This window comes from Streptomyces sp. NBC_00704, from assembly GCF_036226605.1.
Lineage (GTDB): Bacteria > Actinomycetota > Actinomycetes > Streptomycetales > Streptomycetaceae > Streptomyces.
The window spans coordinates 89,959-115,869 of sequence record NZ_CP109000.1; the positions used below are offsets into that span (position 1 = coordinate 89,959).

The window sequence follows — 25,911 nt, forward strand, 5'->3', positions numbered from 1 at the left end:
GGCGTAGGCCGTGCCTGCTGTGCAACCCCTCAGGCTTCGGCGAGCAGGGGGTCGTAGTGAGTGCCGCGCCGGCGTCCGGACATGAAGGACAGGAAGTCGTTGATGAAGGCGCTGCGGCTGCACGTCGCGGTGGTGCTGGTGGCGTCGCGCTGGAATGCGGTGCGGAACAGCGCCCGGTACTCGTCGGCGTCGATGGTCTGGTTGCCGTCCTTGTCGGTGACGTCGAAGAGGACCTCGGCGACCCGGATCAGCGCGGGACCGGCCATGGAGGGGACAGCGGCGGCGTACTCGGCGGCGCTGACACGGCCGTCGCCATCGGTGTCGAGGGCGGCCTGGAGTTCGCGCCACCAGTCGGCGTAGGCGTTGTAGAGCCGGGTCTCCTCGGGCTCGTCCAGGTCGAGTCGGCTGGACAGCTCCCGCGCCATGGCGGCGAGATCGGGCCAGGTGAGATAGCCGTCCCCGGTCTGGTCGAGGACTTCAGTGAAGAACTCCCGCGCGTTGCGCTGCGCCCCGCTGTCCGGGGCCGCCGGTTCGGGCTCCGGGGGCAGCGGGGTGATGAGGCGGATGAGGGCGCCGACCCGCTTCATCTGTTCCCGCACCGCGGCGACCGTCCGCGCGCGGGGATCGTCGCTGTGCGGGGACAGCGACAGCACCTCGGCGATGCCGTCGGCCTTGATCCAACCCTCGGGAAGGAACCGGGCCAGACCGGCGGCCAGGTAGGCGCCCTGCATGAGGGTCTCGACTCCGGCGATCTCGGGCAGGCCGGCCCGGCGGCGGAACGCCTCCGGCAGGGAGGCCACGGTGATCGCTCCGATGACGGGCCCGGCGAGGGCCCGGCCGGTCGCCCACAGGGCGGGAAAGCCGTTCAGCACCGGCGGCGCCGGGAGGTGGTCGAAGAGCTTGTAGAGGATGACCCGCATCGCCTCGGTGTTCTCCAACTCCTCGGCGACCGTCCGGTCGTAGTAGGGCCAGAACTCCTCGAGCGTGGGCGGCAGGTGCCCGGCCTCGTCGCCCATGGCGGCCAGGAACGCCTGGAACTCGGCATACAGTCGTTCCATGGCCTTGGGCTCGAGGGGCTGCCCGCTGAGCCGGCACATGGTGACGGCGCTTTCGAACAGGGTCGCCACCACCCAGGCGCGCACACCCGGGTCCATCGCATCGTAGGGCCGGCTGTCCGCGCCGCTGCTGCGCAGGCGTGCGTGCAGGCGGTTGAGCCGTGCCGCCTCCCGCTGCCGCGTGTGCTCGTCGGCGCCGAACATGCGCTGCATGCTCAGGAAGGTGTTGCGCAGCCGCCGCCAGGGGTGGGCGACGAACGTGGAGTTGTCGACCAGGGCGGCGCCGATCTGCGGGTGCGCGGCCTCCAGCACGGTCGCCCGGACCATGGCCAACGCCCACCGCGGGTCGTTGAAAAAGCTGTGGAACTGCGAGCCGGGACCGAACAGGGGCTCGTCGTCGGTGAGGGTCATGGTCGGGTCTCTCCGTTCTGGATCGGCAGTACGCCGCCGAAGCGGCGCTCGCGCCGGCGATAGGCATCAAGGCACTGCAGAAAGTCCGGTGCGCGGAAGTCGGGCCACAGCATCGGCGGGAACAGCCATTCGGCGTAGGCGACCTGCCAGAGCATGAAGTTGGAGATGCGCTGCTCGCCCGAGGTGCGGATGACCAGGTCGACATCCGGGGTGTCGGCGAACGGGAGGTGGGAGGCGAAGCTCTCTTCGGTCACGGCCTCGGCCGGCACGCCGCTGCGGATCAGGGAGCGTGCGGCCTCGACGATGTCCCGGCGGCCGCCGTGGTCGAAGGCGACGGTCAGCGTCATCTGCCGGTTCCGGTCGGTCAGCGTCATCAAGTCGGCGATGTCCCCGGCCAGTCCGGCAGGGATGCGGGGATCGGTCATGCCGAGGAAGCGGCAGCGGATGCCGCGGGCGTGCAGAAGCGGGGCGTGCTTGCGCACCACCCGGCGTACCAGGTGCATGAGGAATGCGATCTCGGTGTCCGGGCGGCTCCAGTTCTCGGTGGAGAACGCGAACAGGCTCAGCCATCCGACGCCGGCCGACCGTGCCGCTTCGATGACGTCGATCACGGTCGTCTCCGCCGCGCGGTGACCGGCTGTCCGGGGCAGCGACCGCCGCGCTGCCCAGCGGCCGTTTCCGTCCATCACACACGCCACGTGCCGCGGCACCAGCGCCCCCAGCCCCGGCCCCGGCCCCGGCCTTGCAGCGTGAGTGGAGAGAGGGGATGTCAGCCCTTCCGTCGTGGACCGCTGAGCTGTCATTCCCGCCCTCTCAGCCTCCTGCGCGGACGCTCGTTCCGTAGCGGCAGGGACCCCGCCACCGTCTTCCGGTCATCAACGGCAGAGTGGCAGCGTTCACTTGCGCACGGTCCGCACATCTCGTGAATTCACCCTTGGTGCGCGCGTTCGGGAGCGGCGGAAGGGCCCGCTTCTCCGCCTCGATGAACGGGTGCACCGTCATCGGGGCACCTTCGCGTCGCGCACCGCCGTGTACCGCCGACGTCACCAGCGTGCTCCAGGCTCGCCGGACACGACGCGAGGGGATCGGCGTCGTCAGCCGCCATTCGGCGTTTCGGTCCTCGACGACCACACGCCGCTCGTCGTGGACCCAAAGCCCGGAGAGATTTTCAAGGACGTGGAGAAGGGGGCCTGCGGGGCTGACGCGGGCGGAACGGGGCATCCGCAGAGGAACAGCCCACCCCACCGGGAGCCACCCGTGACGCGACACCTCGCCCTTGCCCGCGCCTGCCGCACCCTGGCCCTCGCCCAAGTGGCGGCCGCGGCCTGGCTTTTCGCCCACCACAAGTGGCTGCTCGGGATCCTCGTCGTGTGGGCCGCGCCCAGTTTGCTCGCCGCCGACGGCGTGTGCCGAGGCGCGCACCACCGCGCGCGGACCATGGCACAGCGCGCGGCACAGTCGGGGGCCGGTGGGCAGGCCCCGACGCTCACGCCGTGCTGCCCGTCCTGGAAGCACTCCGACGGCCGCGTCCACGGGCCGGGCTGCACCCGCCCGCCCCTCCCCCGACGTGACACCTACCGTCTCGATGACGCCGGCCGAGCCGCGTTCGACGAGATCGTCCGCCGCTACCACGACCGAAGTGCCGCCTGACGGGCCCTCGCACGCTCCCAGGCGACGGTGCGGAGGCGGCCGGTTTGCCGTGGGTCGGGTGGTGCTGGGCGCGTTTCCCTGGCCCGCGGTTCGCGGTTCGCGGGACGCGCCCGGACCCGTGCGCGGCCCCGTCCGGAGGCGCCCACGGGTTCGGTCCCTCGTCAGCTCCAGGGAGAAGCGGTGAGCCAGCTGGTGTCCTGGGCCCACGACGTCGTGGAGTCCCAGGCGTTGGTGCCGCCGTTGCCGGCGACGTAGACCGTGTAGTTGTAGTGGCGGAGGTACTTGGTCGGGAAGTTGACGGACTGGAAGGACGTGCCGACGCCGCTGTTGCCCGCGGTGGGGCAGAAGGTGGCGTCCTTCGCGAACGCGCTGCCGCCGTCGTCGAAGTTCAGATTGAGCTGGTAGTTGAAGTGGCGCAGGAACTGGCCGGGCTTGTCGACGGACTCGAAGGACAGGCAGGAGGTGTTGGCGAGGCCGGCGCGGACGATCCAGGTGGCGTCGGCCTTGTCGGCGGCCGGGCTGGCGGAGGTGATGTTGGAGATGACGACCTTGGTGTCGGCGTCGTTGTGGCGGAGGTAGTGCGAGGTGCAGCAGGGCGAGGTGGTGGCCTTCAGGGAGATCCGGGAGCCGGGGGTCAGTGAGCCGGTGCCGGTCGAGCCGCCGGAGTAGCCCGCGGCGGTGATGTTGGCCTGTACGGCGTTCTCGGTGGCGTCAGAGGGATAGCCCGAGGTCATGACGCCTTCGTAGAAGGTGCCCTGGGCCCACTTGCTGTTGTCACCGCCGATGCCGAGGATGATCGCGCCTTCCTTGTGCATCGGGTTGTAGCCGCCGGCGGTGGGGCGTATTCCGTTGTAGAAGCTGGACAGGCCGCCCGACTGGGCGTCGCCGCCGCGCAGGGCCCACTGGTTCGCGCCGCCCTTGAGCATGGCGGTCAGGAACCGGTTGTCGGCGCTGGGGTCATTGGCGTTGAATCCGCGGTTGACCCCGGAGAAGAGACCGTTCTCCAGGTCGGCCATGACCCAGGGACCGTTGCCGCTGCCCCAGCCCCATCCCTTGTTGTTGCCGAAGTAGAGGGCCTCCATGTGGCCGTTGCCGGTGTCCAGGTTGTTGGTCTCGGCGTTGCCGTAGTCGAAGCAGCAGCCGCCGTTGAAGTGCTTGCCGTTGAAGATGGCGTACATGCCCTCGGGCTGGTCGCCGGTGGCGATGCCGTTGGTGTTGTTGTTCCGGTAGCCGGTGCCGGGGGCGACGTAGACGCCGTACGCCTTGTGCCCGCCCACGGTCACCGGCGCCTCGACGGCGTTGGCGAGGTTGTCGGGCCCGCCGGCGGCTCCGCCCGCGGGTGCCTGGGTGAGGTGGTTGCCTTTGGGGGACTGGTCGTAGATGACGGTGATGACGCAGCTCGTGTTCGCGCAGAAGGAGTCCTGCGCGGCGGCGTCGGCCACGCCTCCGGCGGTCAGCGGGACGATGTCCTTGGTCGTGCTGTCGGAGGCGCGCCTGACCTGGTACAGCGGGCCGGTGTACGCCCCGTACAGGGCGCGGGTGGTGCTGTGCGCGGCGACGCAGGGGGTGCCGCCTGCGGCGTAGATGTCGCACGGCCCCTGGGTCGCGGCCTGCGAGGTGGTCGCCGTGACGGTGAGCAGGCCGGCGGCGAGCGCGGCGGTGGCGCCGGCGGCGAGGAGCGCCCGTCGGACGCCGCGTAGCCACGGTTGCTTGATCATGAAGAACTCCTTCACGAGGCGGGATGTGAGGTGGTGAGGTGTCGACGAACCCGGATGTCAGGCTGTGCGGACGGTGCGGGGTGCGTCGACGCCTCCCGGGCCCGGTGCGGCTTCGGCCGTCTTCGGCACCGGGCCCGGAGTCTGGTTGTTCGTCGGATCCGGACCTCGTCGGATCCGGACTCGGATCCGATCCGGTGAGCGACGGGCGGGGGCGATGAGTTGAGGGTCCGTCATGGGACCCGGGACAGAAGCTCGCGTCCCTCTCCCCCGCCCGCCTTCACGCCGTCGTCGCCAACGAGAGGGGGAACGGTCGGCGTCGGGTCAGCTCGTCACGCGGAAGGTGGCGTCGCCGCGTCCCGTCGCGGTGGTGATCGGGTCGAGGCGCAGCTCGTAGGCGTAGTGGCGGATGTAGCGGTCGGGGTAGTTGTACGACCGGAACGACGACCAGCCGGCGTCGGCGAGGCCGGCGACCTTGCGGAAGGTGGCGTCGGCGGCGAACTGGGTGGTGCCGTCGTTGTGGGCGAGCTGGAAGTCGAAGTCGAAGTGGCGCAGGAAGTAGCCGGGATGGTTCACCGACTCGAAGGAGACGGTGCCGGTGCCGACCAGGCCGGGGCGCAGCCGGAACTGGGCGTCCTCTGCGGGGCTCACGCCGGGATCGATGCGCACGTCGAAGGCGGTCTGGCGCACGTACCGGTCCTGGAAGTTGTACGACTGGATCCTCTGGGCGGGCGTGTTGGGCCAGCGGGCGAGGACGCGGCTCTCCTCGGCGGCGGTCAGGTTCATGATCCAGCCGTGGCGCTTCTTCGTGCCGCCCATGTTGTAGCTTCCCGAGGCCTGCTTCTGGTAGGAGGCGGGATCGGACGGGTCGGTCGTCAGGACCGGCATGTAGCCGCCGCTGGAGGCGTACTGGTCGAGGTAGAGGGCCCACTTGTCGGTGCCGTTGAACTTCATCCACATCGGGCCCTCGACCATCGCCCCGGTCAGGCCGACGCCGGAGAGGTCGCCGAGCCGGGTCCAGGTTCCGAGGATGGAGTCGCTGCCCTCGAGGGTGATCTGACCGTCACCGGAGGCCCGCACGTAGCGGTAGTCGCCCACTCCGGCCGGTATCTCGATGATCTGGGTGTCGATGATCTCCTGCGTGCCGGGTCGCTCGATGTAGGTCTGCGGGGTGGTGACGGTGCGGAAGTCGCTGGTGCGGGCGTAGTAGATGCGGTGCTTCGTCTTGCCCTCGAGGGGCACGTTCGTCGCCCAGTACAGGACGTAGTCGTTGGTCTCGCGGTCGAAAATCGCCTCGGGCGCCCAGGCGTTGCGCCCGTCGGGTATGGCGCCCGCGACGTTGAGCAGCCACGGCTGCGACCAGGTGACCAGGTCCGTCGACTCCCACACCACCAGGTTGCGGCTGCCGTTGTCGATGGCGGTGTTCCAGTCCTGCCCGCAACCGATGCACAGGTCGGTCGCGATGATCCAGTACTTGCTGCCGTCAGGGGATCTCACCAATGCGGGGTCGCGCACCCCCTTCGTGCCGACCGTGGAGCGCAGGACCATCCCGCCGCCGTTCAGGTCGTTCCAGCGCACGCCGTCGGTGCTGTGCGAGAGGTACATCTGCTGGTTGGTCGCCCCCTCACCGGTGAAGTGCACCATCAGGTAGCCCGGATCGGCTGCGTCGGCCCGTTGGGGTGTGGTCAGGGTCTGGCCGGCGAAGAGGAGGCATGCGGCGATCAATATCACCGTCAGCCGGCCGCGAAGCGCGGACATGTGGGCGGACATGCGGATCTCCTGTCGTTGTGCAGGTGCCAACGTCGGGGGGAACGGGAGAGCGGGGCGAAGGGAGTTCGGTCCGGGTGTGGGCGAGACGGGGCGGCTCTGTGCACGAGCCGGGTGCAGGTCCGGCAAAAGGTGTCTCGCCCTGGGTGAGGGTGTGGGGTGCGTGTCACCGTGATGACGGCGGGACCCAGGCACGCGAGCCGGTCGGGCGGCTTCCGCGGTGACGTCACGACTGTCGCCCTGGTGGGGCGGTCGTGGCACGGGCCGGGCGGACGGTCTGTGGTTCGTCGCCGCCCGGAGAGGCGCTTCGGGGGCGCCGCTTCGGCGTCCCGGCGTTCTGTCTGGGGGGCTCCTGTTCTCTGCGGTCCGGTCTCGGCCGCCATCGCCTTCGGGGTGCGGTGATGTCAGCGGTCGGGCACCGAGTCGCCACCTCTTGATGCCGACTGCTGTCGTGCCCGGCGGCGTTCCGTCCCGGTGTCCGGCCGGGGGGAGGTTTCGTAGCCAACCTGCTCTCCGAGTGAGCACGCTGTGCGACATATCGAACACTGTTCGTAAGATCGGGCAGAGGTTAAGTCCGGGAAACGCGACGCGTCAATACATCCGACGCTCAGGATCATCGAACCTGACCGGCAGACGGGCGCCGCCGCGCACGGCGCGATGGACGCCGTCACCTTTCAGGCGGCAGTGGCGGAGGATCTCCAGCCCGCCAGCCGGGCGAAGACGTGCACGATGCGGTCACGGATCTTGCCGTGAGAGGCGTTGCGTTCCTCCTCCCAGGCCGGGAGTCGGTCTGACCGCATTCGCGGCGGTGCGGGACGACCAGCCCGGTGGGCCGCCCGGCACGCCGCGCAGCTGCGCACGTTGCTGCGGGAGTTCAGGGTCGGAGGAGCTGCGTACCGGCGAAGTAGCCGGAGGGGTCAGCGGGATCCGGGCCGATAAAGGGGCACCCGCCGGGTTCGAACGACGTGCGGGAGGCTGCCCAGCACCGCCTGCCGGCCGGCCGCATCGACGGACGCTCCCCGGCCGGGAGGCGGCCACGGGCAGCCCGCGATCAGCCGCCACCCGAGCCGGCCGAGGCCGAACCGCCGGAGGTCCAGGTGGAGTTGGGCTGCGGACGAGCGCGCGTGCTGCGCTCGGTGCGCAGCTCCACCGCGACCCCAGCCGGGCCGAGCAGGGCCTCCAGCGCGTCGACGAGCCGCTGCGGGTCGCCGCCGAAGGGGAGCTCGAGCCGCTCCCGGGCCGCCTGCAAGACGAGTTCCAGGGCGAGCGTGGAGACGGCCGGCTTGTAGTCCCCCTGGTACGGCTCCACCACCTTGTGCGTCAGCCGCACCTCGCGCAAGGTGTCGACGGGCAGCCAGTCGTCCGGTCCGGCGGCCCGGACCAACCGCAGGGACGCGGGCACCCCGGCCGGCGCGAACTCCACCCGGAGGATGTCCCGGGCCCGCGAAAAGGCCAGCGCCGGCCAGCCGATCAGGTACTCCAGCCCGACGATCACCCCCACCACCACCAACACGGTCGACGCCCGCGCCCCGGCCAGCGCCATCCAGAAGGCCACGAGCAGAGTCGGCACGCCCAGGACGAGCGGAGTGAACAGCGCCGGCCCCGCCGAGGTCAGCGCGTTCCACGCCGGCCCGACCGGGCCGGCGCGCAGGACCAGATCCGTCGAGTCCGGGCCTTGTCTCAGCAAGGGATCGGTGGCCATGCCTCCAGCGTAGAACCGGTCCGCAAGGGCGCCTCGACCATATCCGGACCGATGCGGCACTGCTTCTGACGGGCCGTAATCCCCCAGCCGGCGGGCGCGGCGGGCTTCCAGAACTCGAACTACGGGTCGGACCGCTGCTCGGCGGCGGCCACCAGCGGGTGCAGGATGGCGCCGTCCAGGCTCTCGCGGATGATGTCGGCGTGGCTGGGCGGGCCGCCGTGGCGTGCGGTCTCCTCGATCCGGTGCAGCAGCACCCACCGCACCGACCACCCCTCGACGTCGGCGGAGAACTACGGCACACCCCGAGGGACGGGAACGCCCTGGCCGAGGTTCAGGCCGGCCCCGGCGCCCCGCCGACAGTGAGGAACTCCGGCGGACGATCCCGCACTGCCGATCTTGCGCGGCCCGCACCGCGGCAAATACTTGGCTAGCCACCTGTTCGCTGTTACGGTAGTTATGTGTCCAGCCACCTAAACGGGTGGGGGCACGAGAGGAGTCGTCATGAAAGCCATCCTGTTCGACCGCTTCGGCGGCACGGAAGTGCTGCACGAGGCGGACATCGAGATCCCGCAGCCCGGCCCCGGGCAGGTCCGCGTCCGCGTCGAGGCGGCCGGGCTGAACGCGCTGGACGGCAAGATCCGCTCCGGGGCGATGCAGGCCGCGTTCCCCACACCGCTGCCCTCCGTACCCGGTGCCGAGCTCACCGGCGTGGTGGACGCCCTGGGTGAGGGCGTGCGGGACGTGCAGGTGGGCGATGAGGTGCTGGGCTGGTCGGACACCGGCTCGTACGCCGAGTACGCGCTGGCCACCACCGTGGCCCCCAAGCCCGCCGGCCTCGACTGGCGGCATGCGGTCGCGCTGCCGGTGGCGGGCGAGACGGCCGAGCGGGTCCTGAACCTGCTGGGCGTCGCCGCAGGGGAGACGGTGCTGATGCACGGCGCGGCCGGAGCGGTCGGAACCCTGGCGGTCCAGCTCGCCACGGCCCGTGGAGCGCGCGTCATCGCCACCGCCGGCCCCGCCAACCAGGACTACCTCACCTCGCTCGGCGCCACCGCGACCGTCTACGGCGAGGGCCTGGTCGAGCGGGTCCGGGCACTCGCCCCCGACGGCGTGGACGCGGTGTTCGACCTGGCCGGAAAGGGAGCCCTGGAGGACTCCATCGCCCTGCGCGGCGGCACCGAGCGCATCGTCACCATCGCCGACTTCCGCGCGCACCAGCTCGGCGTCACCTTCTCCAGCGGTGGCCAGGAACGCTCGGCCACCCGCCTGACCGCCCTGGCGCAGGATGCCGCGACCGGCAAGCTCGTCACCACCGTCACCGCCTACCCGCTCGGCCAGGCCGCCACGGCCCAGCAGGTCAGCGACGCCGGGCACGTCCGGGGCAAGCTCGTCCTCACCCTCGACTGATCGCACCCGCCTCTCCTCCCGCCACGCCGCCCTTTCCCGATCATCACCTCTTCATCACCGCATCGAAGGACCATTCATGCTGAACGCCCTGTGGACGCCGACCACCGTCGGTGCCCTCTCCCTGCCGCACCGCCTGGTCATGGCCCCCATGACCCGTGACCGCTCCACACCCGAAGGAGTACCGACCGAGCTGAACGCCGAGTACTACGCCCAGCGGGCCTCGCACGCGCTCATCATCACCGAGGGAACCCAGCCGAACGCCGACGGCCAGGGCTACCTCCTGACCCCCGGCATCCACAATGACGAGCAGATCGCCGGGTGGCGCAAGGTCACCGACGCCGTGCACGCGGCCGACGGCCGGATCGTCATCCAGCTGATGCACACCGGACGCATCGCCCACCCCGACAACACCCCCCACGGGCGCCAGCCGGTCGCCCCCTCGGCGATCCGGCCGCAGGGCCAGATGTTCACCGCGTCCGGGCCCCAGGAGATGCCGACACCCCGGGCTCTGTCGACGCAGGAGGTCGGGGCGACCGTCGACGACTTCCGCCGCGCCGCGGCGGCTGCCGTCGCGGCAGGCGCCGACGGCGCGGAGATCCACGGCGCCAACGGCTACCTGGTGCACCAGTTCCTGTCCGACAGCACCAACCAACGCACCGACCACTACGGCGGTTCCCTCGAGGGCCGCGTCCGCTTCGCCGTCGAGGTGGCCGCCGCCGTGGCCGACGAGATCGGCGCCGAGCGCACCGGCCTGCGCATCTCCCCCGGCAATCCGTACAACGACATGGCCGAGTCCGACACCGCCGAGCTGTATCCGGCGCTCCTGCGCGCCCTCAGCCCGCTCGGCCTCGCCTATCTCCACGTGATGCACGCGGGCGACGAGGAGCTGCTGGGCACCCTGCGTGAGCTGTGGCCGACCACGCTGATCCTCAACCGGGCCGGCACCGACCTGCCCACCCGCGCCAAGGACGTCGACCACGGCACGGCCGACCTCGTCTCCGTCGGCGCCCTCGCGCTCGCCAACCCGGACCTGGTCGAGCGGCTACGCTCTGACGCGCCGCTGAACACCCCCGACCCGGCGACCTTCTACGGCGGCGGAGTGGCCGGCTACACCGACTACCCCACCTACTCCGTCTGAGGAGCCGAACCATGCCCGCCCCCACACCCCGCACCCCCACCACGGCCAGCGAGGGGCCGATGAGCTACGCGATCTTCCAGCTCGCCCGCGCTCACCGCGCCCGCGCCGCCGCCATGCTCCGCGAGATGGACCTGCACCCCGGACAGGAACTGCTGCTGATGCAACTGCTGGACCGGGACGGCCAGACCCAGTCCGAGCTGCTCGAAAGCGTCGGCCTGGACCACTCCACCGTCTCCAAGTCCCTGCGCCGCATGCAGGACGCCGGCCTGCTCGTCCGCGAGCCGGCCGAACACGACCGGCGCGTCATGGTCGTCCACCTCACCGACAAGGGCCGTGCCCTGCGAGAGCCCCTGGCAGCCATGTGGCGGGCCCTGGAGGAGATCTCCGCGCTGAACCTGTCGGCGCAGCAGGCGCAATCCTTCGTCCGCACCGCCTACGCCATCGCCGACGCGATCAACGGCCGCGCTCTTCCGCAAGAAGAGTCCGAGTAACTGCCCCGGGCTCGCACCCCGGTTCCGGCCTGGAGTGCGCATGGTTTCCGGCCTTCCTGCGAAGGGGACAGTGCAGCAGAGCACTCGGCTGACGAAGACCGGTGCTGAGCGGAGCCAGGCTCCCCGCCTGTCGGAGGAGTCCGGTGAGCCGACCTCGCCGGATGTGTCGGGGCCCCGCCGCTCACCCCGGTACGTCGGCGAGACCGGGGGGAGGGCGGCCTCAGGGACAGGGGCCGGCGCGAGCTGTCCCGGTGGAAGCGCGCCCGGAGGCACCGGCTCGGCGGTCGTCACTCGCGGGAGCGCGCGTCGCCACAGCCGATGCCGATCACCCCGCTGCGCGGTCCTCCGCATCCTTCGAATCATCTGACGGGACTGCCGGCGCGCGGTAGCGTCGGCCTCGGCCGGGCCTGTAGAGATGCGGAGTGAGGGACATCGTGGCACGCAGACTCCTGGCGTTCGCCGACGCTCTGGTGCTTCTCGGCGCCGAGCCGCCGCGGCTGGCGGCGTTGGATCGGGCGCTCGGTGGGGCGTTGAATCTGGCGACCGGCGGGGTCAGCGGCACGGTGATCGGCATGGCCGACGCCAACGGACGCCTCCTCGGCCTCGGACGCGACGCGATCCGCGGCGTCGGCGCCCGTCTGGACCGTACCCAGGGGCGTGCGGAGCGGACCGACGTGCTGCGCGCGGCGCACACGGTCATCGTCGTGGTGGCCTTCTTCGAGGCGATGGAGGAGGTGGAGCTTCCGTTCGCCCTTGCCGAGGTGCGCTTGACCCGGGACGAGCAACTCGCGCTCGTCCGGGCCGAGTCGGGCTCGGTCCCGCAGACGTCGGACCTGGTGTCGCTGCTGCTCGCCACGGACCTGCCCTGTCCGGCACCGCACCTACCGGACTCGGCGCTCACCGCGATGCTGCTCGCGAGTTACGCGGACTACGCCCGCAGGTTCCACGCCTTCGTGGAAGGCCTTGCTCTTTGGGAGCACATGGACGCGTCGCGGCGTCTTCGGGCCCATGCGGCTCTCATGGACGACCTGCCGCGCGCGGCTCATGACCGGTACCGGAGCCTGTACGTCGAGCTAGCCAAAGAGGCGCCCGAATTCGGATTCTGGGTCACGCATGTGGCGCAGCAGGCGATCCACACGGACGTCAGCCGTGCCCTGTCGGGAATCGAGACTCTCCTCAGCCGCACGGCCGAGGCGCTGCGCCCGCCGGTCGACGTGGCCTCCGCGCTGGCGCGCGCTCACCGGGCGGCGCTCGCCCACCCGGTGCTGGACGCCGCGTCGGCGCCGGACGGCATCAGGATCCCCAGCCTTCAGGACCTCTACCTCGACCCGGACTTCCGCGTCAGTGCCGTCTCCGCGCAGGCCGCACCGGCCGACCACGAGTGGTGGAGGCGACTGCCCCTCCGCCGGGACCTCACCCGCTACCTGGCCGGGGCGCTCACCTCTCCTCAGCTCGCCGAGGCGCCCCTGCTGATCCTGGGCCAGCCCGGCGCCGGCAAATCCGCCCTGACCCGGGTGCTCGCCGCACGGCTCCCCTCCGTCGGTTATCTCCCCGTGCGGGTGCCGTTGCGGGACGTCCGGGTGGAGGACGAACTGCAGGACCAGATCGAACAGGCGATCCGTGCTTCCACCGGCGAACGCGTCAGCTGGCCGGAACTGGTGCGCGCGGCAGGCGGCAGTACTCCTGTTCTGCTCCTGGACGGCTTCGACGAGTTGTTGCAGACGACCGGCGTCCACCAGACCAACTTCCTGGAGCGCGTGTCCCAGTTCCAGCGGCGTGAGGCGGATCAGGGGCGGCCCGTGCTGGCCCTGGTGACCAGCCGGACCTCCGTGGCCGACCGCGCCCGATACCCCGCCGGCATGGTCGTCCTGCGCCTGGAGCCCTTCCGCGCCGAGCAGACCACGACCTGGCTGACCGTGTGGAACGAGGCCAACACGGCCGGGCTCTCGGCGCACGGCCGCGGCCCGCTCACCTGGCAGCACCTCGAACGGCACGCCGAACTCGCCTCTCAGCCACTGCTGTTGACGATGCTCGCGCTGTACGACGCTGCCGAGGGTGCTCTGCGGCGTGGCGACGACGACTTCGACGTCACCGAGCTGTACGAGCAACTGCTGTCCTCCTTCGCCCGGCGCGAGATCGGCAAGACGACACTCCACGCCGTCTCCGACGAGGACACGGCCGCCCTCGTCGAGCAGGAACTGCAACGCCTGTCGCTCGTGGCCTTCGCCCAGCTGAACCGGGGCCGCCAGTGGGTGTCGGCGGACGAACTCGAGCAGGACCTCACCGCCGTACTCGGCAGGCAGCCGGTGCCACCCTCGGGGTTCCGCACCCCGCTCACCGCCGCCGAAACGGCGCTCGGCCGCTTCTTCTTCGTCCAGCGAGCCCAGTCGGTGCGGGACGGCCAGGTACTCGCCAGCTACGAGTTCCTGCACGCGACCTTCGGCGAGTATCTGGCCGTACGCCTCACCCTGCACCTGCTCACCGACCTGCTCGCACCCCGCCCCGCGCTCTCCCTCGGGGACACCCGCATCGACGACGACCTCGCCTACGCACTGCTTTCCTACACCTCCCTGGCGTCCCGGCAGATGCTGCGCTTCGCCCGGTCGCTGACCGGCAAGCTGCCCATGGCCGAACGGCACCGGCTCACTCGGATTCTCGTCCAGGTCCTGACCCAGCACAGCACGCGTACCGGTGACCAGCACCCGGCCTACCGGCCCGCCCTGCTGCGCACCACGACACGCCACGGCCTGTACGGTTCCAACCTCGTGCTCCTGACGGTGCTGCTCGCCGAGCGCTGCTCCGCCGCCGAGCTGTTCCCGGGCTCCGCGGACCCGCCGGGCGCCTGGCACCGGCACTGCCTGCTGTGGCGTTCGGCGATGAACGAGAGCCAGTGGACGGACTTCGCTCTGTCCTTCGACGTGCGTCACACGTGGGACGGCGAGCGCCGGTCCCTGGAGATGTCGCTTCGCTCCGGGCCGGGCGCCCCACCGCAGCCCCTCGACATGAACTGGCACTTCCGCTACCCGCGAGGCAGCGGAGGCACAGGCTGGTCACGGTCGTACTGGGACGAGCTGTGGCACAAAACGGCCGTGTCCGGCGGGACCAACGACTCGGTGATGCGGCATGCCCTGGACCCGGTGTTCCGGTGGCTCGGCCAGGCCGTGACCGTGTTCAGTCCGGTCGACGGTGCTCCGGCCTCGTCGCTCGCCCACGACCTGCTCGAACTGCTGCTGGCCGACCGCACGGCCATGAGCGACGGGGAACTCGGCGATCTGTACGCGCGGGCGCTCCGGGGAACGCGACTGCTGATGGACATGCGCCACCCCCAGTTGGTGTCCGCCGTGCACGCCCTCCTCACGGCCTTCGGCCTCGACAGGGGACGAGTCCCCGGCGACGCATACGACGACGCCTTGCGGTTTCTGGGACAGCTCATCCAGCTCATGTCCGGTGACAGCGGGAGGACACACCCCTTGCCGGTGACCGTCTTCGATGCGCTTTCCCACACGCTGGCATCCCACCGGCCCTGGGTGCACGCTCTCCTGTCGGCGGAGGACCGGGCCCTGATCGCGCGCCACCACGATCCGGCCGCCGGGCCACCGGAGTGAGCCGTCGGGCCGGCGGGCCTGCGGCCGGCGAGAGAGTCGGTCGGCGACCTCGGGAGCCCGGCCCGTGGAGCCGGGAACGGCCATGCCCCGCGCGTTTCCCACGCGCACGCGAGGACCTCTCCCCAGCGCCCGGCCGGCCGCGGCGCCGTTTCAGACCTTGACGTGATGCAGCTGTATGTTCCGGTTGACGAAGAGGTGCACGAAACCGCAGCGCAGACAGATCAATCCGGTGGCGGTTTCGTCCGCCCAGGCCAGGTTGAACAACTCCCCTCCCGTGCTGTTGAGTTTCACCCCCCGTTCGCGGAAGAGATCGCTCTTGCAGACCTGGCAGGTGATCTGCATCTCGCCCAGTGAGGCCCGTACCGCTTTTGCCATGTGCATCCTCCTTGTCAGGCTCGGCGCGCGGCTGAGTCGTCAGCTGCCGCGCCGCCCCTGGCCGGCTTGTGTTTGATCATCGTCAGACCGAGGCGAAAGCTTCCTCGGGGGCGTCGTCGAGGACGAATCCGTTGTCGAGGCGGACACGGACCGTGACGCGGAACATCCGCCGCTGATGGGCGATCCAGTGCTCCTCCAAGGCGCCCACCTGATCCCGCAGTTGTCTTCTGCTCTCCGGCGGCATCTGGGAGCCGAAGTCGTCGAGGAGCGACTTGAGGCGCAGGTACTCGCGGACCTCGTGGCTCTGCCGGCGGTGATGCTCGTCCACCCGCTCGACCGTGCCCTCGACGCCTGCCGCCAGGGCGACCGAGGTGCCCGCGACACCTGATTCGGCGGGAACGTCCTCCGTCGAGCTCACCGTGCCGGCCAGCCGCAGCTCCGCGGCCAGGCGTACCCGCTGGCCCACACTCAGCGTCATCGGTCCCTCGCAGTCCTCGTCAGTGCGGCCCGGCAGGCATACCGGAGAGGAAAGGATCATCGCACCCTGCCCGCGGCATCGGCATCCGGCCTGGTCAGGGCCCGGTCGGGGCTCCCCAGCCGGCCGGGTCCCGACCGTGGGCCGCCGCCCTCGCCGCGCGGCTGCCGGCGGGCAGGCGTCCACATTGGCTGCGTGTGCGCGAGGGCCACCGACGCAATTACTTGGCTAGCCACACAATCGGTGCTACTTTTATGTGGCTGGCCACAGAAGTGGCCGGCGCGGCATCCCACCCCAGGAGAGCACCGTGATGAAGGCCATCGTCTTCGACGCGTTCGGCGGTACCGAGGTCCTGCACGAGGCGCAGATCGACGTTCCCCAGCCCGGCTCCGGCCAGGTCCGCGTGCGCGTACGGGCCGTCGGCGTCAACCCGGTGGACGGCAAGATCCGCTCCGGCGCCATGCAGGCCATCTTCCCCACCACGCTGCCCGCCGTCCCCGGCGGCGAGATCGCGGGTGTCGTCGACGCCGTCGGTGAGGGCGTCGACCACCTCAAGGCGGGCGACGAGGTCCTGGGCTGGTCGGACACCGGCTCCTACGCCCAGTACGCCCTTGCCTCCGCAGCCGTCCTCGCTCCCAAGCCGGCCGGGCTGGACTGGACGCACGCCGCCGTCCTGCCGGTGGCGAGCGACGGCGCCGAACGTGTGCTGGACCTGCTCGGCGTCACCTCCGGTGAAACCCTGCTGATCCACGGAGCGTCCGGCGCACTCGGCACCATCGCCGTCCAGCTCGCCGTCGCACGCGGCGCCCGCGTCATCGGCACCGCCTCGGCCGCGAACCAGGAGTACGTCACCTCGCTCGGCGCGACCGCGCTGGTCTACGGCGACAACCTGGTCCAGCGGGTCCGCGAACTCGCCCCCCGAGGCGTCGACGCCGTCTTCGACGCCGCGGGCAAGGGTGCACTGGAGGACTCCATCACCCTGCGCGGCGGCACCGACCGCATCGTCACCACCGCCGACTTCCGCGCCCGCGAACTCGGCGTCGTCTTCGCGGAGGGCCCACAGCGCCGCTCCGCCGCGCGACTGGCCGAGCTGGCCCGCAAGGTCGCCGACGGCACACTGGTGACCACGATCAGCGCCGCCTATCCGCTGGCCGACGCCGCCAAGGCGCAGCAGGCCAGCGACGCCGGCCACAACCGCGGCAAGATCGTCCTCACCGTCGGCTGACCGGTCGCCCTCGACCTCCGGGCCAGGGAGCGACACCATGCCCGACCCCACCGCGTCGCAACCGCCGAGCACCGTCCGCGACGGACGCCCGAGCTGTTCGTCGCGTGCGCGCACACCGTGGGGACCCCGGCAAGGAGCAGAGCCGGCAGGCACCCGCCGGGTGACCGCGAACCAGCCCGTCGGGCCTCAGCGGTGTGCGCAGCTGCCCGGCGCGTCCGACCCCCCGGCGTCCGGTCATCCGTCCTTTGGCCCGGTCGGGCCCGGTACGCGGCTCACGGTCCGGTCCGGTCCGGTCCGGTCCGGTCCGGTGGGCCGCGGATCGCTTGCCGCCGTCGTTCGACGCCCTCACTTCTCGGGGTCGTGGCCCCAGTTCATGAGGGAGTAGCGCCAGCGGGTGGCGGTGACGTCTCCGGCGGGCCGCTGCGCGACGTGGCGGTGGACGTAGCCGACGACCTTGCGCATGTGCGCGAGGTCGTCGTCGGTGAGGTCCGCTTTCCGGGTGCGCAGGAGTCCGACGATGCGGCGTCCGGAGGAGTGTCCGACGCTTTCACCGCCGTCGCTCTGCCCTACGCTCGCGGACTCGTCGGTCGCCAGCCACTTCTCCAGCTCACCGGCGGTCATGTTGACGGCCTCATGGAACTCGCGGACCGTACCGTCACGGTCGTCCTTGCGCTCGCCGCCGGCCATCAGGAGCGACGGCCCTTCTTGCGCAGCGCACCGGGCTTGTGCACGGCCGAGCGGCCGGACTTGTCGCTCTCGACCTCGTACTGCGGCTCCTCGGGCGACGCGTCGACGGTACGGCCCGCGGCCTCCGTGCGACCGGTGATCTTCTTCTTGATCTTTCCGGTGACGTTCTGGCCGTGGCTTCTCCACGTCACCTCGTCGCCTTTGCTCAGGTCGTCCTTCTCGGGCATGGCGTCCTCCTCGCAAGGGATGCCGACGGCGCTCGGGCACGGACAGGGGGTGCCCGCAGGGCGACCGTCCGGCGATGTCCTGGTCCCCAGACTCGCGCCGACGCCCTCTTCCCGCATCTGCGGACGGCCGAGGTGGGATGGGGCGGGGTAGGGCTGCGGTCGTCGGGAGACCGGCTGCGTCCCCGTCATGCCGGGCGCGCGACACGACCGGGCCCCGGCGGACCCGGTCGACGGCCACCCTTCCGGCGCGGGCCGCGGATTGCCGTCGCCTTCCCGGGTTGGCATGTCCCGACCATCGGCTAGTTTTGACGTCGGCGGTGCGGAGCAACTCCGCACGCACGGCGGCGGGTTTCCCGCCGAAGGGGGAGAAGACCATGAACGGACATTTGCGCGCCGGGCCGGCCTGGCCGGGGCTGCTTCGGTCGCTGCTGGCCTGCGCGTTGCTGGCCCTGGGACTGGCGGTCCTGCCCGCGGCCCCCGCGCACGCCGCGGGCGACTGCCGGGCGTACGGGGAGACCAGCGTCCAGGGGGCGCTCGCCGTGAAAGCGGCCTGCGACGAGGTGGCGGCCGGCACCATGTACTCGTGGGGAGGCGGACACGGTCCCGTCCCCGGCAAGACGCACGGAACCCCCGACGGCGGCGGTGACGAGGCGTGGAACGACGGCAATGTCGTCGGCTTCGACTGCTCGGGCCTGACCCGCTGGGCATGGTCGGTGGCCACCGGACGCGACGTCCTCGGTCCCGGAACGACGTCCGACGTGTTCGACCGCTACTGGCCGGTCCGCTTCGGGGGCAGCGACGGCACCGCCCACCTCAAGCCCGGCGACGTGCTGTTCTGGAAGGCCAGCCGGGTCCTCGTGTGGATGAGCACCACCCACACCGCGATCTACCTCGGCGACGGGAAGATCGTGGAAGCGGCGGAGTCCCAGCACCCGCTCCAGGTCGCCGACTTCAGCTCGCACTCCAGCAGCATCTACGTCGGAGCGATCAGGCCGAGCGAGAGCTCGGACTCGGCCACGCCGGACAACTCAGGCCTTCCCGGCCAGCTCTTCAGCACGTGGGGCGAATGGGTCCGGGCCGGGAACGAGCCGCGTCGGGGATCGACGGTGCAGCACACCTTCCCGGGCCCGACCCAGGTGAAGATCTCCTGCCAGATCCACGGCGAGTCCGTCACCGCCGAGGGGATCACGAACGACCTGTGGTCCTATCTGCCCGGGTACGACGCCTGGATCACCAACATCTACGTGCGTGGGCCGGCCGCGCTGCCCGGCGTGCCCGACTGCCTGAGTGGAGGCCCGGTCGGCGGGGGCGGCTCCAACGGGCAGTTCACCACCTGGGGCGACGGAGTGAACGTGCGGTCCCAGCCCACGCTCGCCGCCGCCGTGCGTCAGACGATCGGCGGCGAGACCACGGTTCGCGTCTCCTGCCAGCAGCACGGCGACACCGTCAACGCGGAGGGCCTGGTCAACACGGTCTGGTCCTACCTGCCCGACTACAACGGCTGGATCACCAACATCTACCTCAAGGGCCCGGCGGTACTGCCGGGAATTCCCGACTGCGCCGGCGGCGCGCTCGGCGGAGGCACCACCACCGCGGGCTGCACCGACGGGGGCGCTCCCGACGGCACGGGCGCCCGCTCACCGCGCTCGGTGTCGATCGCGGGCCGGCTGATCGAACTGCGCTACAGCGACACCACCGAGTGCGCCTGGGGACGGATCACCGGCGGCACGTCCGGCGACGAGGTGTGGGTCGACCGCAGCCTCACCGGCGGGCAGTCCTGGGACCAGCTCGGCTTCACCAAGATCACGGGCGGTTCGGACGTGTTCACCACCGAATGGAACGACCACAACGTGGTCATGCGGGCCTGCGGCAGCCCGGGAGACAGCGACACCGTCGTCTGCACCGACTGGTTCTGACCCACCGGCAGCAGTAGACGACACCCAGCGGACCGCCGGCATCGAGGCCGAAGGCCGAAGGCCGAAGGCCGAAGGCCAACCATCGGCGGTCCGCCTGCCACTCCGCCCTCCCCGCAGGCGCAGCGGAACCACAGCCCGTTGCGAGGATTTCGACACCGGTCTCGGGCCTTGCGGGCATGATGGCTGCTCATGGACGAGATTTCCGAGCTGGTCGGCCTGCTGGGCTTGGAGCCGCATGTCGAAGGCGGATGGTTCCGGCAGACCTGGCGGACCGGACCCACGGCGGTCCCGGACGGCTACGCGGGACCCCGCGCCTTCGCCACCGGCATCTACTTCCTCCTGCACCCCGGCGAAGTCTCCCGTTGGCACCGGGTGCGGTCGGACGAACTGTGGCTGTGGCACCGGGGCGGCCCGCTGACCCTGCGACTCGGCGGAAACGCGGCCGCTCCGCAGGAGGCGACCGTCGCGTCGCTGGGCCCGGACGTCGCAAGCGGGCAGCAACCGCAGCTCCTCGTGCCCGCCGGGGTCTGGCAGACCGCACAACCAGCCGCTGACGAGCCGGTCCTGGTGTCCTGCATCGTCGCTCCGGGATTCGAGTACCAGGACTTCGAGATGCTGTGACGCCACGGCCCTGACTCCCCGAGGCTCGCAACACCACGAACGCCCGCCGTCCCCCCGACGGCCTCGGCGCCCACCTATTGGCCAGCGAAACGATGCCCGTGAAACGCTTTGCTTGATCGATCCGACCGCGTCCACGGTTCGACGGTGCCGGAGTCGGCGTGCGGCGAACGGCGCCTGGAGCGGGGGCGGGAGGCGGTCGTCGTGGGTGTGTTCGTCCGGATCAGGGGCTGGCTGGAGTGCGACGACCTCCAGCTCGTCCAGGTCAAGAAGATCGTCGAGGCAGACGATCCCGATCGGACGTACAGCGGTGGCTGGGCCTTTCCCGCCAGGCAGTACAACTTCACCAACTGGGTCTTCTTCGGGGCGGAGATGCGTGCGCCGTCCGTCGACTGGCTCCTGGAGCGCCTGCACCGTGTGGCAGGGCTTCCGGCTTCTGACGCCGACGGTGACCTGATCACCGGGTCGTTCCTCGTCAGCCACGAGTGCGACGGCATGAGCGAGTGGCGAATCCACGACGGGACCGTGTCGATCGGCGCTCCGAGCGGGGCCTGTCAGTTCCTGGACGAATAGGGCGGGTCGGAAAGCCCTCGGTCAAGTGCGGTCTCCGTCGAGATCTCACCGGCTTTCCCGCCGCCGGGGCGGCTCCGGGGCCCGTCAGCGGCGGCTCCCGCCGTCCGGCCGGGACCGCACGGCGCGCGTGCGGCCCGGTGTGTGGGGTGGGCGGCGGTGGCGGTCAGCTGGATTCGCGTACGACGAGGCGGCAGGGCACGGTGTGCAGGCCCGGTTCCGGGTGGGAGCCGATGGCGTCCAGCAACCGCAGGGCGGCCTGCCGGCCGATCTCGGTGAGGTCGGTGTCGATGGTGGTGAGGGGCGGTCGGCAGGCCAGGGCCATGACGTCCCAGTTGTCGTAGCCCACGATGGCGATCCGGCCGGGCACGTCCAGGCCGTGCTCGCGCAGGGTGTCGGCGACGCCCCTGGCGATCTGGTCGTTGCCGCAGAAGAAGGCGTCCGTGTCCGGTGCCGTGCGCAGGACCGCCTCGGCGGCGCGGCGCCCCCATGCCTCGCTCCACTCGCCGAAGTGGACACGGCCGGAGGAGAGTGCGAGCGAGGCGCGTTCGAGCAGTTCGACGGTGTGGCGGGCGCGGTCGCGGGCGGCCGCGTGGTGTGCCGGGCCGGTGATGTGCGCGATCCGTGTGCGGCCGGTGGCCAGCAGATGCTCGACGGCCAGCCGGGCCCCGCTCAGGTCGTCGGAGACGACGGAGATGTCGTCCGGGTCGGTGGACGGCGAGAGGGCGTAGACCGTCGGGACCGGATCGATGCCGGTGAGGGGCGGCCTCGGGTCGGTGCGCCGGCCGGTCACGATGATGCCGTCGACCCGCCGGTCCGTGAGGTTGCGCAGGTGGTGCTCCTCGCGGATCGCGTCGCCGCGGGTGTCGCACAGGAGCACGGAGATCTTCCCGGCGCCGAGCGCGTCCTCGGCGCCGAGGAGCACCGGGGTGCTGAACCGGCCGATGCCGTCGGTGGTCATCAGCCCCACGGTCCAGCTGCGGCCGGTGTGCAGGCTCTGCGCATGCTGGTTGGGGCGGAAGTCGAGCGCCTTGACGGCGGCCAGCACACGCTGCCGTGTCTCGGGCCGCATCCTGCCGTTGCCGTTCAGCGCTTTGGAGGCCGTTCCGAGGCTGACGCCGGCCAGCTGGGCGACGTCGGCGAGCTTCGCCCGCCCGGCTGGAGGAGACTCTGGAACGGCGGTCACGCGCAATCCTTTTCCTAGATGACGTCGGGGCGCACATAGTGGCACTGTTCGCGCCCCCTGAACAGCCCTGACGGGGAAACAGCAAATACTTGGCGCAGCCCCCTTGACTCACACCCGTCCGCTCCTTACGTTTCCGGCAGAAAAACGATTTCCCAAGTGGGTCCGAGAGGCGAACACCGCCCGCCCGGTCTGCCCGGGACGCCACGACACCCCCGTGAGCCGGCCCCGCCCGCTTCCCCCTCTACCTCTTCGGAGAGCCATGCCCCGCCCACGTTCAGCTGTGCCCTCCTTCCCGTCCTCGGCCTCGGCCGACGCGGGCAGAGGCCCCACGGGTCCGGTCCGCCTCGGTCCGGGCGCCAAGGCCGCGCTGGTCCCCGCCACCGCCGTGGTGCGTGCCGGTTTCTGGGACACCCGGCGCGAGGTGAACGCGCACACCTCCATCCCGCAGGGTCCGGGGCTGCTGGAGTCGGCGGGCAACCTGCGCAACCTGCGGATCGTCGCGGGCGTCGCCGAGGGTGAGTTCCAGGGCGCCTACCCGTTCGTGGACTCGGACGTCTACAAGTGGCTGGAGGCCGCCTCCTGGCAGCTCGCCCGGCAGACGGCCGGGGACGACAGCCCTCTCGCCGCCGACGTGGAGCGGATCGTCTCCCTGGTCGCCGGCGCCCAGCAGCCCGACGGCTACCTCAACACCTGGTTCCAGCTGCTCAAGGGCGGCGAGCGGTACCAGGACCTGCGCTGGGGGCACGAGCTGTACTGCGCGGGGCATCTGATCCAGGCCGCGGTGGCGCACCACCGGGCCACCGGACGGCCCGAACTCCTCGATGTGGCGGTGAAGTTCGCCGACCACATCGACTCGGTCTTCGGTCTGCCGGGCAGCGGCAGGCCCGTCGACGGCGTCGACGGGCACCCCGAGGTGGAGACCGCTCTGGTCGAGCTGTACCGGGAGACCGGCGAGCGCCGCTACCTCGACCTGGCCGGCTACTTCGTCGACCGCTACGGCCACGGGCTGCTCGGCGGCGAGGCCTACTGCCAGGACCGCGTCCCGCTGCGCCAGGCCACCACGGTGGAAGGACACGCCGTACGCCAGCTGTACCTGCTGGCCGCCGCCACCGACCTGGCGACCGAAACGCAGGACGCGGAACTGCGCGCCGCCGCGGAACGGCTGTGGGCCGCGATGACCGCCACCAAGACGCATGTGACCGGCGGGCTGGGCGCGCACCACGACGAGGAGGACTTCGGCGACCCCTACGAGTTGCCCAACGAGCGCGCCTACTGCGAGACCTGCGCGGCCATCGCCTCGATCCAGTGGAGCTGGCGCATGGCCCTGCTCACCGGTGGGGCCCGCTACTCCGACCTCGTCGAACGCACCCTGTTCAACGGCTTCCTGGCCGGAGTCTCCCTGGACGGCGAGCACTGGCTGTACGTCAACCCGCTCCAAGTCCGCGACGGTCACACCGACCCCGGCGGCGACCAGTCGGCCCGCCGCACGCGCTGGTTCCGCTGCGCCTGCTGCCCGCCCAACGTCATGCGCCTCCTCGCCTCCCTGGAGCACTACCTCGCCACCAGCGACGACGGCGGCCTGCAGATCCACCAGTACGCCACCGGCCGCTACACCAGCGACCTCGGCGGGACCCCCCTCTCGGTGAGCGCCGAGACCGACTACCCCTGGCAGGGCGTGATCGCCCTGACTGTCGAGGAGACCCCCGCCGACCGTCCCTGGACCCTCTCGCTGCGTGTCCCGCAGTGGTGCCGCGCCTTCCGGGTCCGCTGCGGGGAGACGGCGTACGACCAGAGCGACGCGCCCGTCACCGACGGCTGGCTGCGGCTGGAGCGCGTCTGGGCGCCCGGTGACCGGGTCGTGCTCGAACTCGCCCTGGAGCCCCGTCTCACGGCCGCCGACCCCCGGGTGGACGCCGTGCGCGGCTGTGTGGCGATCGAGCGCGGACCGCTGGTGTACTGCCTGGAAGGAGTCGACCACCCCGGCGGCGGCCTGGACGACATCGTCCTCGACCCCACCCGTCCCCTCACGGTGGAGCACCGCCCCGACCTGCTCGGCGGGGTCACCACCGTCGTCGCCGAGGGGCGCCGCCGGGACATCCCCGACGCCGGCTGGTGGCCGTACCGGGCCGCCGGGCCGGCCGGCGGCCCGCCCACCGACGGGCCGCCCACCGACGCCGCACCGGCCGACGCGTCCCTCCGGCTGACCGCCGTCCCTTACTACGCCTGGGCCAACCGCCAGGACGGCAGCATGCGCATCTGGCTGCCCACCTCCTGAGCACTCCCTTCCCCGCAGACTCCCCGCACCCTCCCCGTCCCGTCCCCCTTCGGTCTTCCCTGCTTCTTCCGACTGCTCCCCGCGAGCCGCACCACAAGACAACGAGGTCACCGTGAGAAACCACCGCCGTACCCTCATCACCGCCGTCGCCGCCGTCGGCGCGCTCACCGCACTCGCCGCCTGCGGCAACGGTTCCGACTCCTCGGCCTCCGGGTCCGGCAAGGCCGCCGGCGGGACGTACACCTTCTGGGACCCGTACCCGCAGTTCGACGCCTCCTCCGACTGGGGCAAGCTCGTCACCAAGTGCGGCAGCGACGCCGGGGTCACGATCAAGCGGACCGGCATGGACACCTCGGACCTGGGCAACAAGGCGCTGCTCGCCGCCCAGCAGGGCAACGCCCCCGACGTGATGCTCGTCGACAACCCGGTCGTGTCCACGCTGGTGGAGGCGGGGATCCTCAACAAGATGGACGACCTGGGCATCGCCACCACGTCGATCCAGAAGAACATCATCGGGGCCGGCACCCTGCACGGCTATCCGTACGGTGTGCCGATCGGCGCCAACACCCTCGCCCTCTACTACAACAAGAAGGTCCTGTCCGCCGCCCACGTCGACCCCGCCTCACTCACCAACTGGGCTGCGCTGTCGGAGGCGTTGAAGAAGGTCAAGGCCGCCGGGAAGAAGGGCATCACCTTCTCGGCGATCAACACCGAGGAGGGCAGCTTCCAGTTCCTGCCCTGGTTCTGGGGCTCGGGCGCCGACCTCACGAAGCTCGACTCCGACAAGGGCGTCGCCGCGCTGTCCCTGTGGAAGCAGTGGGTCGACGAGGGCTACGCGCCCAAGGACGTCCTGCAGAACACTCAGACCACCAGCTGGCAGGAGTTCGCCACCGGCGAGTACGCGTTCGGCGAGAACGGCACCTGGCAGCTCGGCAACGCCGAGAAGACCGGATTCGACTACGGCGTCGTCAGCATCCCCGGGCAGGACGGCGGCGCGGCTCCGGTGCCCACCGGCGGTGAGTTCGTCACCGTCCCGGTGCAGAAGGACACCTCGCGCTACGACGTCACCAAGAAGATCGTCACCTGTCTCACCAGCGACGCGAACCTGCTGCCCACCGACACGACCCTCGCCTACGTCGCCCCCGTCACCGCGGTGCAGGCCCAGCAGGTCAAGGCCGACCCGAAGCTGAAGCCGTGGGTGGCCGCGGTGGCCGCCGCGCGCGGTCGCACCAGCGACGGTCTGGGCACCCGGTACCCGACCATCTCGCAGCCGCTGTGGACCGCCGTCCAGGCCGCGCTGTCCGGCGGTCAGAGCCCGCAGGCCGCGCTCGACGCCGCACAGAAGGCCGCCGACAAGGGCAACGGCTGACATGCGACGTCTTCGCGGCACGCCGGGGGCATCCTCCGGCCGGACCG

General features: G+C 71.1%; 21 protein-coding genes and 2 pseudogenes. 11 read left to right on the plus strand and 12 right to left on the minus strand.

Features of this window, described 5'->3' with window-relative positions; translation table 11 throughout:
• Positions 1-29 precede the first annotated feature (29 nt).
• Both OG802_RS00520 and uppS read right to left on the minus strand, forming a co-directional pair.
• Positions 30-1,466 (minus strand): oxygenase MpaB family protein, encoded by a 1,437-nt coding sequence (locus OG802_RS00520; protein WP_329406041.1) that lies wholly within the window; start codon positions 1,464-1,466, stop codon positions 30-32.
• On the minus strand, positions 1,463-2,269 hold the full coding sequence (gene uppS, locus OG802_RS00525; protein ID WP_443055150.1) for a polyprenyl diphosphate synthase: 807 nt from the start codon (positions 2,267-2,269) through the stop codon (positions 1,463-1,465). The genes OG802_RS00520 and uppS overlap by 4 nt, the downstream gene beginning before the upstream one ends.
• Positions 2,270-2,723: 454 nt before the next feature.
• On the opposite strand from uppS, the gene OG802_RS00530 reads away from it, so the two are divergent.
• Positions 2,724-3,116, plus strand: coding sequence for a hypothetical protein (locus OG802_RS00530; protein WP_329406043.1), 393 nt, complete (start codon positions 2,724-2,726; stop codon positions 3,114-3,116).
• A 161-nt stretch (positions 3,117-3,277) separates the two neighbouring features.
• On the opposite strand, the gene OG802_RS00535 is transcribed toward OG802_RS00530, so the two are convergent.
• From OG802_RS00535 to OG802_RS00555, 5 genes and pseudogenes are all read right to left on the minus strand, one after another.
• Positions 3,278-4,834: an alpha-L-arabinofuranosidase B gene (locus OG802_RS00535; protein ID WP_329406044.1), complete on the minus strand. Its 1,557-nt coding sequence runs from the start codon at positions 4,832-4,834 to the stop codon at positions 3,278-3,280.
• Between the two features lie 321 nt (positions 4,835-5,155).
• The gene (locus tag OG802_RS00540) at positions 5,156-6,589 is read right to left on the minus strand and encodes a glycoside hydrolase family 43 protein (protein WP_329416870.1); all 1,434 of its coding nucleotides are present in this window, start codon (positions 6,587-6,589) and stop codon (positions 5,156-5,158) included.
• Positions 6,590-7,189: 600 nt separating this feature from the next.
• Positions 7,190-7,427, minus strand: a pseudogene (locus OG802_RS00545) (hypothetical protein); the annotation flags it as partial.
• 222 nt (positions 7,428-7,649) lie between these two features.
• A complete protein-coding gene (locus tag OG802_RS00550; RefSeq protein WP_329406045.1) occupies positions 7,650-8,300 on the minus strand; it encodes a hypothetical protein in 651 nt (216 codons plus the stop codon).
• Between the two features lie 119 nt (positions 8,301-8,419).
• A pseudogene (locus OG802_RS00555) lies at positions 8,420-8,566 on the minus strand (mycothiol transferase); the annotation flags it as partial.
• A gap of 235 nt (positions 8,567-8,801) precedes the next feature.
• Between OG802_RS00555 and OG802_RS00560 the strand changes: the two are divergent.
• From OG802_RS00560 to OG802_RS00575, 4 genes are all read left to right on the plus strand, one after another.
• The gene (locus tag OG802_RS00560) at positions 8,802-9,707 is read left to right on the plus strand and encodes an NADP-dependent oxidoreductase (protein WP_329406047.1); all 906 of its coding nucleotides are present in this window, start codon (positions 8,802-8,804) and stop codon (positions 9,705-9,707) included.
• Positions 9,708-9,783: 76 nt separating this feature from the next.
• Positions 9,784-10,845 (plus strand): alkene reductase, encoded by a 1,062-nt coding sequence (locus tag OG802_RS00565; RefSeq protein WP_329406048.1) that lies wholly within the window; start codon positions 9,784-9,786, stop codon positions 10,843-10,845.
• An 11-nt stretch (positions 10,846-10,856) separates the two neighbouring features.
• Positions 10,857-11,336: a MarR family winged helix-turn-helix transcriptional regulator gene (locus OG802_RS00570; RefSeq protein ID WP_329406050.1), complete on the plus strand. Its 480-nt coding sequence runs from the start codon at positions 10,857-10,859 to the stop codon at positions 11,334-11,336.
• Positions 11,337-11,770: 434 nt separating this feature from the next.
• Positions 11,771-14,941: an NACHT domain-containing protein gene (locus tag OG802_RS00575; protein WP_329406052.1), complete on the plus strand. Its 3,171-nt coding sequence runs from the start codon at positions 11,771-11,773 to the stop codon at positions 14,939-14,941.
• A gap of 150 nt (positions 14,942-15,091) precedes the next feature.
• Here OG802_RS00575 and OG802_RS00580 read toward each other — a convergent pair whose 3' ends face one another.
• Positions 15,092-15,316, minus strand: coding sequence for a hypothetical protein (locus OG802_RS00580; protein ID WP_329406053.1), 225 nt, complete (start codon positions 15,314-15,316; stop codon positions 15,092-15,094).
• Between the two features lie 82 nt (positions 15,317-15,398).
• Complete coding sequence (locus tag OG802_RS00585; RefSeq protein ID WP_329406055.1) at positions 15,399-15,794, minus strand: hypothetical protein; 396 nt, start codon at positions 15,792-15,794, stop codon at positions 15,399-15,401.
• A 307-nt stretch (positions 15,795-16,101) separates the two neighbouring features.
• On the opposite strand from OG802_RS00585, the gene OG802_RS00590 reads away from it, so the two are divergent.
• Positions 16,102-17,016 carry an NADP-dependent oxidoreductase gene (locus tag OG802_RS00590; protein WP_329416872.1) on the plus strand — a complete coding sequence of 305 codons (915 nt, stop codon included), beginning with the start codon at positions 16,102-16,104 and terminating at the stop codon, positions 17,014-17,016.
• Positions 17,017-17,361: 345 nt separating this feature from the next.
• On the opposite strand, the gene OG802_RS00595 is transcribed toward OG802_RS00590, so the two are convergent.
• Both OG802_RS00595 and OG802_RS00600 read right to left on the minus strand, forming a co-directional pair.
• Positions 17,362-17,703, minus strand: a complete 342-nt coding sequence (locus OG802_RS00595) for a DUF3140 domain-containing protein (RefSeq protein WP_329406056.1) — start codon at positions 17,701-17,703, stop codon at positions 17,362-17,364.
• The gene (locus OG802_RS00600) at positions 17,703-17,930 is read right to left on the minus strand and encodes a DUF2945 domain-containing protein (protein WP_329406057.1); all 228 of its coding nucleotides are present in this window, start codon (positions 17,928-17,930) and stop codon (positions 17,703-17,705) included. The genes OG802_RS00595 and OG802_RS00600 overlap by 1 nt, the downstream gene beginning before the upstream one ends.
• Before the next feature lie 374 nt (positions 17,931-18,304).
• On the opposite strand from OG802_RS00600, the gene OG802_RS00605 reads away from it, so the two are divergent.
• The 3 genes from OG802_RS00605 to OG802_RS00615 all read left to right on the plus strand — a co-directional run bounded on the left by OG802_RS00605 (position 18,305) and on the right by OG802_RS00615 (position 21,037).
• Positions 18,305-19,846 (plus strand): NlpC/P60 family protein, encoded by a 1,542-nt coding sequence (locus tag OG802_RS00605; protein ID WP_329406058.1) that lies wholly within the window; start codon positions 18,305-18,307, stop codon positions 19,844-19,846.
• A gap of 189 nt (positions 19,847-20,035) precedes the next feature.
• A complete protein-coding gene (locus OG802_RS00610; protein ID WP_329406059.1) occupies positions 20,036-20,467 on the plus strand; it encodes a cupin domain-containing protein in 432 nt (143 codons plus the stop codon).
• A gap of 144 nt (positions 20,468-20,611) precedes the next feature.
• Positions 20,612-21,037: a hypothetical protein gene (locus OG802_RS00615; protein WP_329406061.1), complete on the plus strand. Its 426-nt coding sequence runs from the start codon at positions 20,612-20,614 to the stop codon at positions 21,035-21,037.
• Between the two features lie 163 nt (positions 21,038-21,200).
• On the opposite strand, the gene OG802_RS00620 is transcribed toward OG802_RS00615, so the two are convergent.
• Entirely contained in the window at positions 21,201-22,220 is a 1,020-nt protein-coding gene (locus tag OG802_RS00620) for a LacI family DNA-binding transcriptional regulator (protein ID WP_329406062.1), read from the minus strand.
• 259 nt (positions 22,221-22,479) lie between these two features.
• Here OG802_RS00620 and OG802_RS00625 point away from each other — a divergent pair, with 259 nt between their 5' ends.
• Both OG802_RS00625 and OG802_RS00630 read left to right on the plus strand, forming a co-directional pair.
• Positions 22,480-24,495, plus strand: a complete 2,016-nt coding sequence (locus OG802_RS00625; protein WP_329406063.1) for a glycoside hydrolase family 127 protein — start codon at positions 22,480-22,482, stop codon at positions 24,493-24,495.
• Between the two features lie 112 nt (positions 24,496-24,607).
• Positions 24,608-25,864 (plus strand): sugar ABC transporter substrate-binding protein, encoded by a 1,257-nt coding sequence (locus OG802_RS00630; protein ID WP_329406064.1) that lies wholly within the window; start codon positions 24,608-24,610, stop codon positions 25,862-25,864.
• The last annotated feature ends 47 nt before the right edge of the window (positions 25,865-25,911 follow it).

Bases quoted from the DNA above. Each gene is read 5' to 3' on its own strand.
- OG802_RS00570 (WP_329406050.1), top strand. From the start codon at position 10,857: ATGCCCGCCCCCACACCCCGCACCCCCACCACGGCCAGCGAGGGGCCG.
- OG802_RS00595 (WP_329406056.1), bottom strand. From the start codon at position 17,703: ATGGCCGGCGGCGAGCGCAAGGACGACCGTGACGGTACGGTCCGCGAG.
- OG802_RS00580 (WP_329406053.1), bottom strand. From the start codon at position 15,316: ATGGCAAAAGCGGTACGGGCCTCACTGGGCGAGATGCAGATCACCTGC.
- uppS (WP_443055150.1), bottom strand. From the start codon at position 2,269: ATGACAGCTCAGCGGTCCACGACGGAAGGGCTGACATCCCCTCTCTCC.
- OG802_RS00520 (WP_329406041.1), bottom strand. From the start codon at position 1,466: ATGACCCTCACCGACGACGAGCCCCTGTTCGGTCCCGGCTCGCAGTTC.
- OG802_RS00585 (WP_329406055.1), bottom strand. From the start codon at position 15,794: ATGACGCTGAGTGTGGGCCAGCGGGTACGCCTGGCCGCGGAGCTGCGG.
- OG802_RS00550 (WP_329406045.1), bottom strand. From the start codon at position 8,300: ATGGCCACCGATCCCTTGCTGAGACAAGGCCCGGACTCGACGGATCTG.
- OG802_RS00605 (WP_329406058.1), top strand. From the start codon at position 18,305: ATGAACGGACATTTGCGCGCCGGGCCGGCCTGGCCGGGGCTGCTTCGG.
- OG802_RS00625 (WP_329406063.1), top strand. From the start codon at position 22,480: ATGCCCCGCCCACGTTCAGCTGTGCCCTCCTTCCCGTCCTCGGCCTCG.
- OG802_RS00590 (WP_329416872.1), top strand. From the start codon at position 16,102: ATGAAGGCCATCGTCTTCGACGCGTTCGGCGGTACCGAGGTCCTGCAC.
- OG802_RS00610 (WP_329406059.1), top strand. From the start codon at position 20,036: ATGGACGAGATTTCCGAGCTGGTCGGCCTGCTGGGCTTGGAGCCGCAT.
- OG802_RS00540 (WP_329416870.1), bottom strand. From the start codon at position 6,589: ATGTCCGCGCTTCGCGGCCGGCTGACGGTGATATTGATCGCCGCATGC.
- OG802_RS00600 (WP_329406057.1), bottom strand. From the start codon at position 17,930: ATGCCCGAGAAGGACGACCTGAGCAAAGGCGACGAGGTGACGTGGAGA.
- OG802_RS00560 (WP_329406047.1), top strand. From the start codon at position 8,802: ATGAAAGCCATCCTGTTCGACCGCTTCGGCGGCACGGAAGTGCTGCAC.
- OG802_RS00565 (WP_329406048.1), top strand. From the start codon at position 9,784: ATGCTGAACGCCCTGTGGACGCCGACCACCGTCGGTGCCCTCTCCCTG.
- OG802_RS00535 (WP_329406044.1), bottom strand. From the start codon at position 4,834: ATGATCAAGCAACCGTGGCTACGCGGCGTCCGACGGGCGCTCCTCGCC.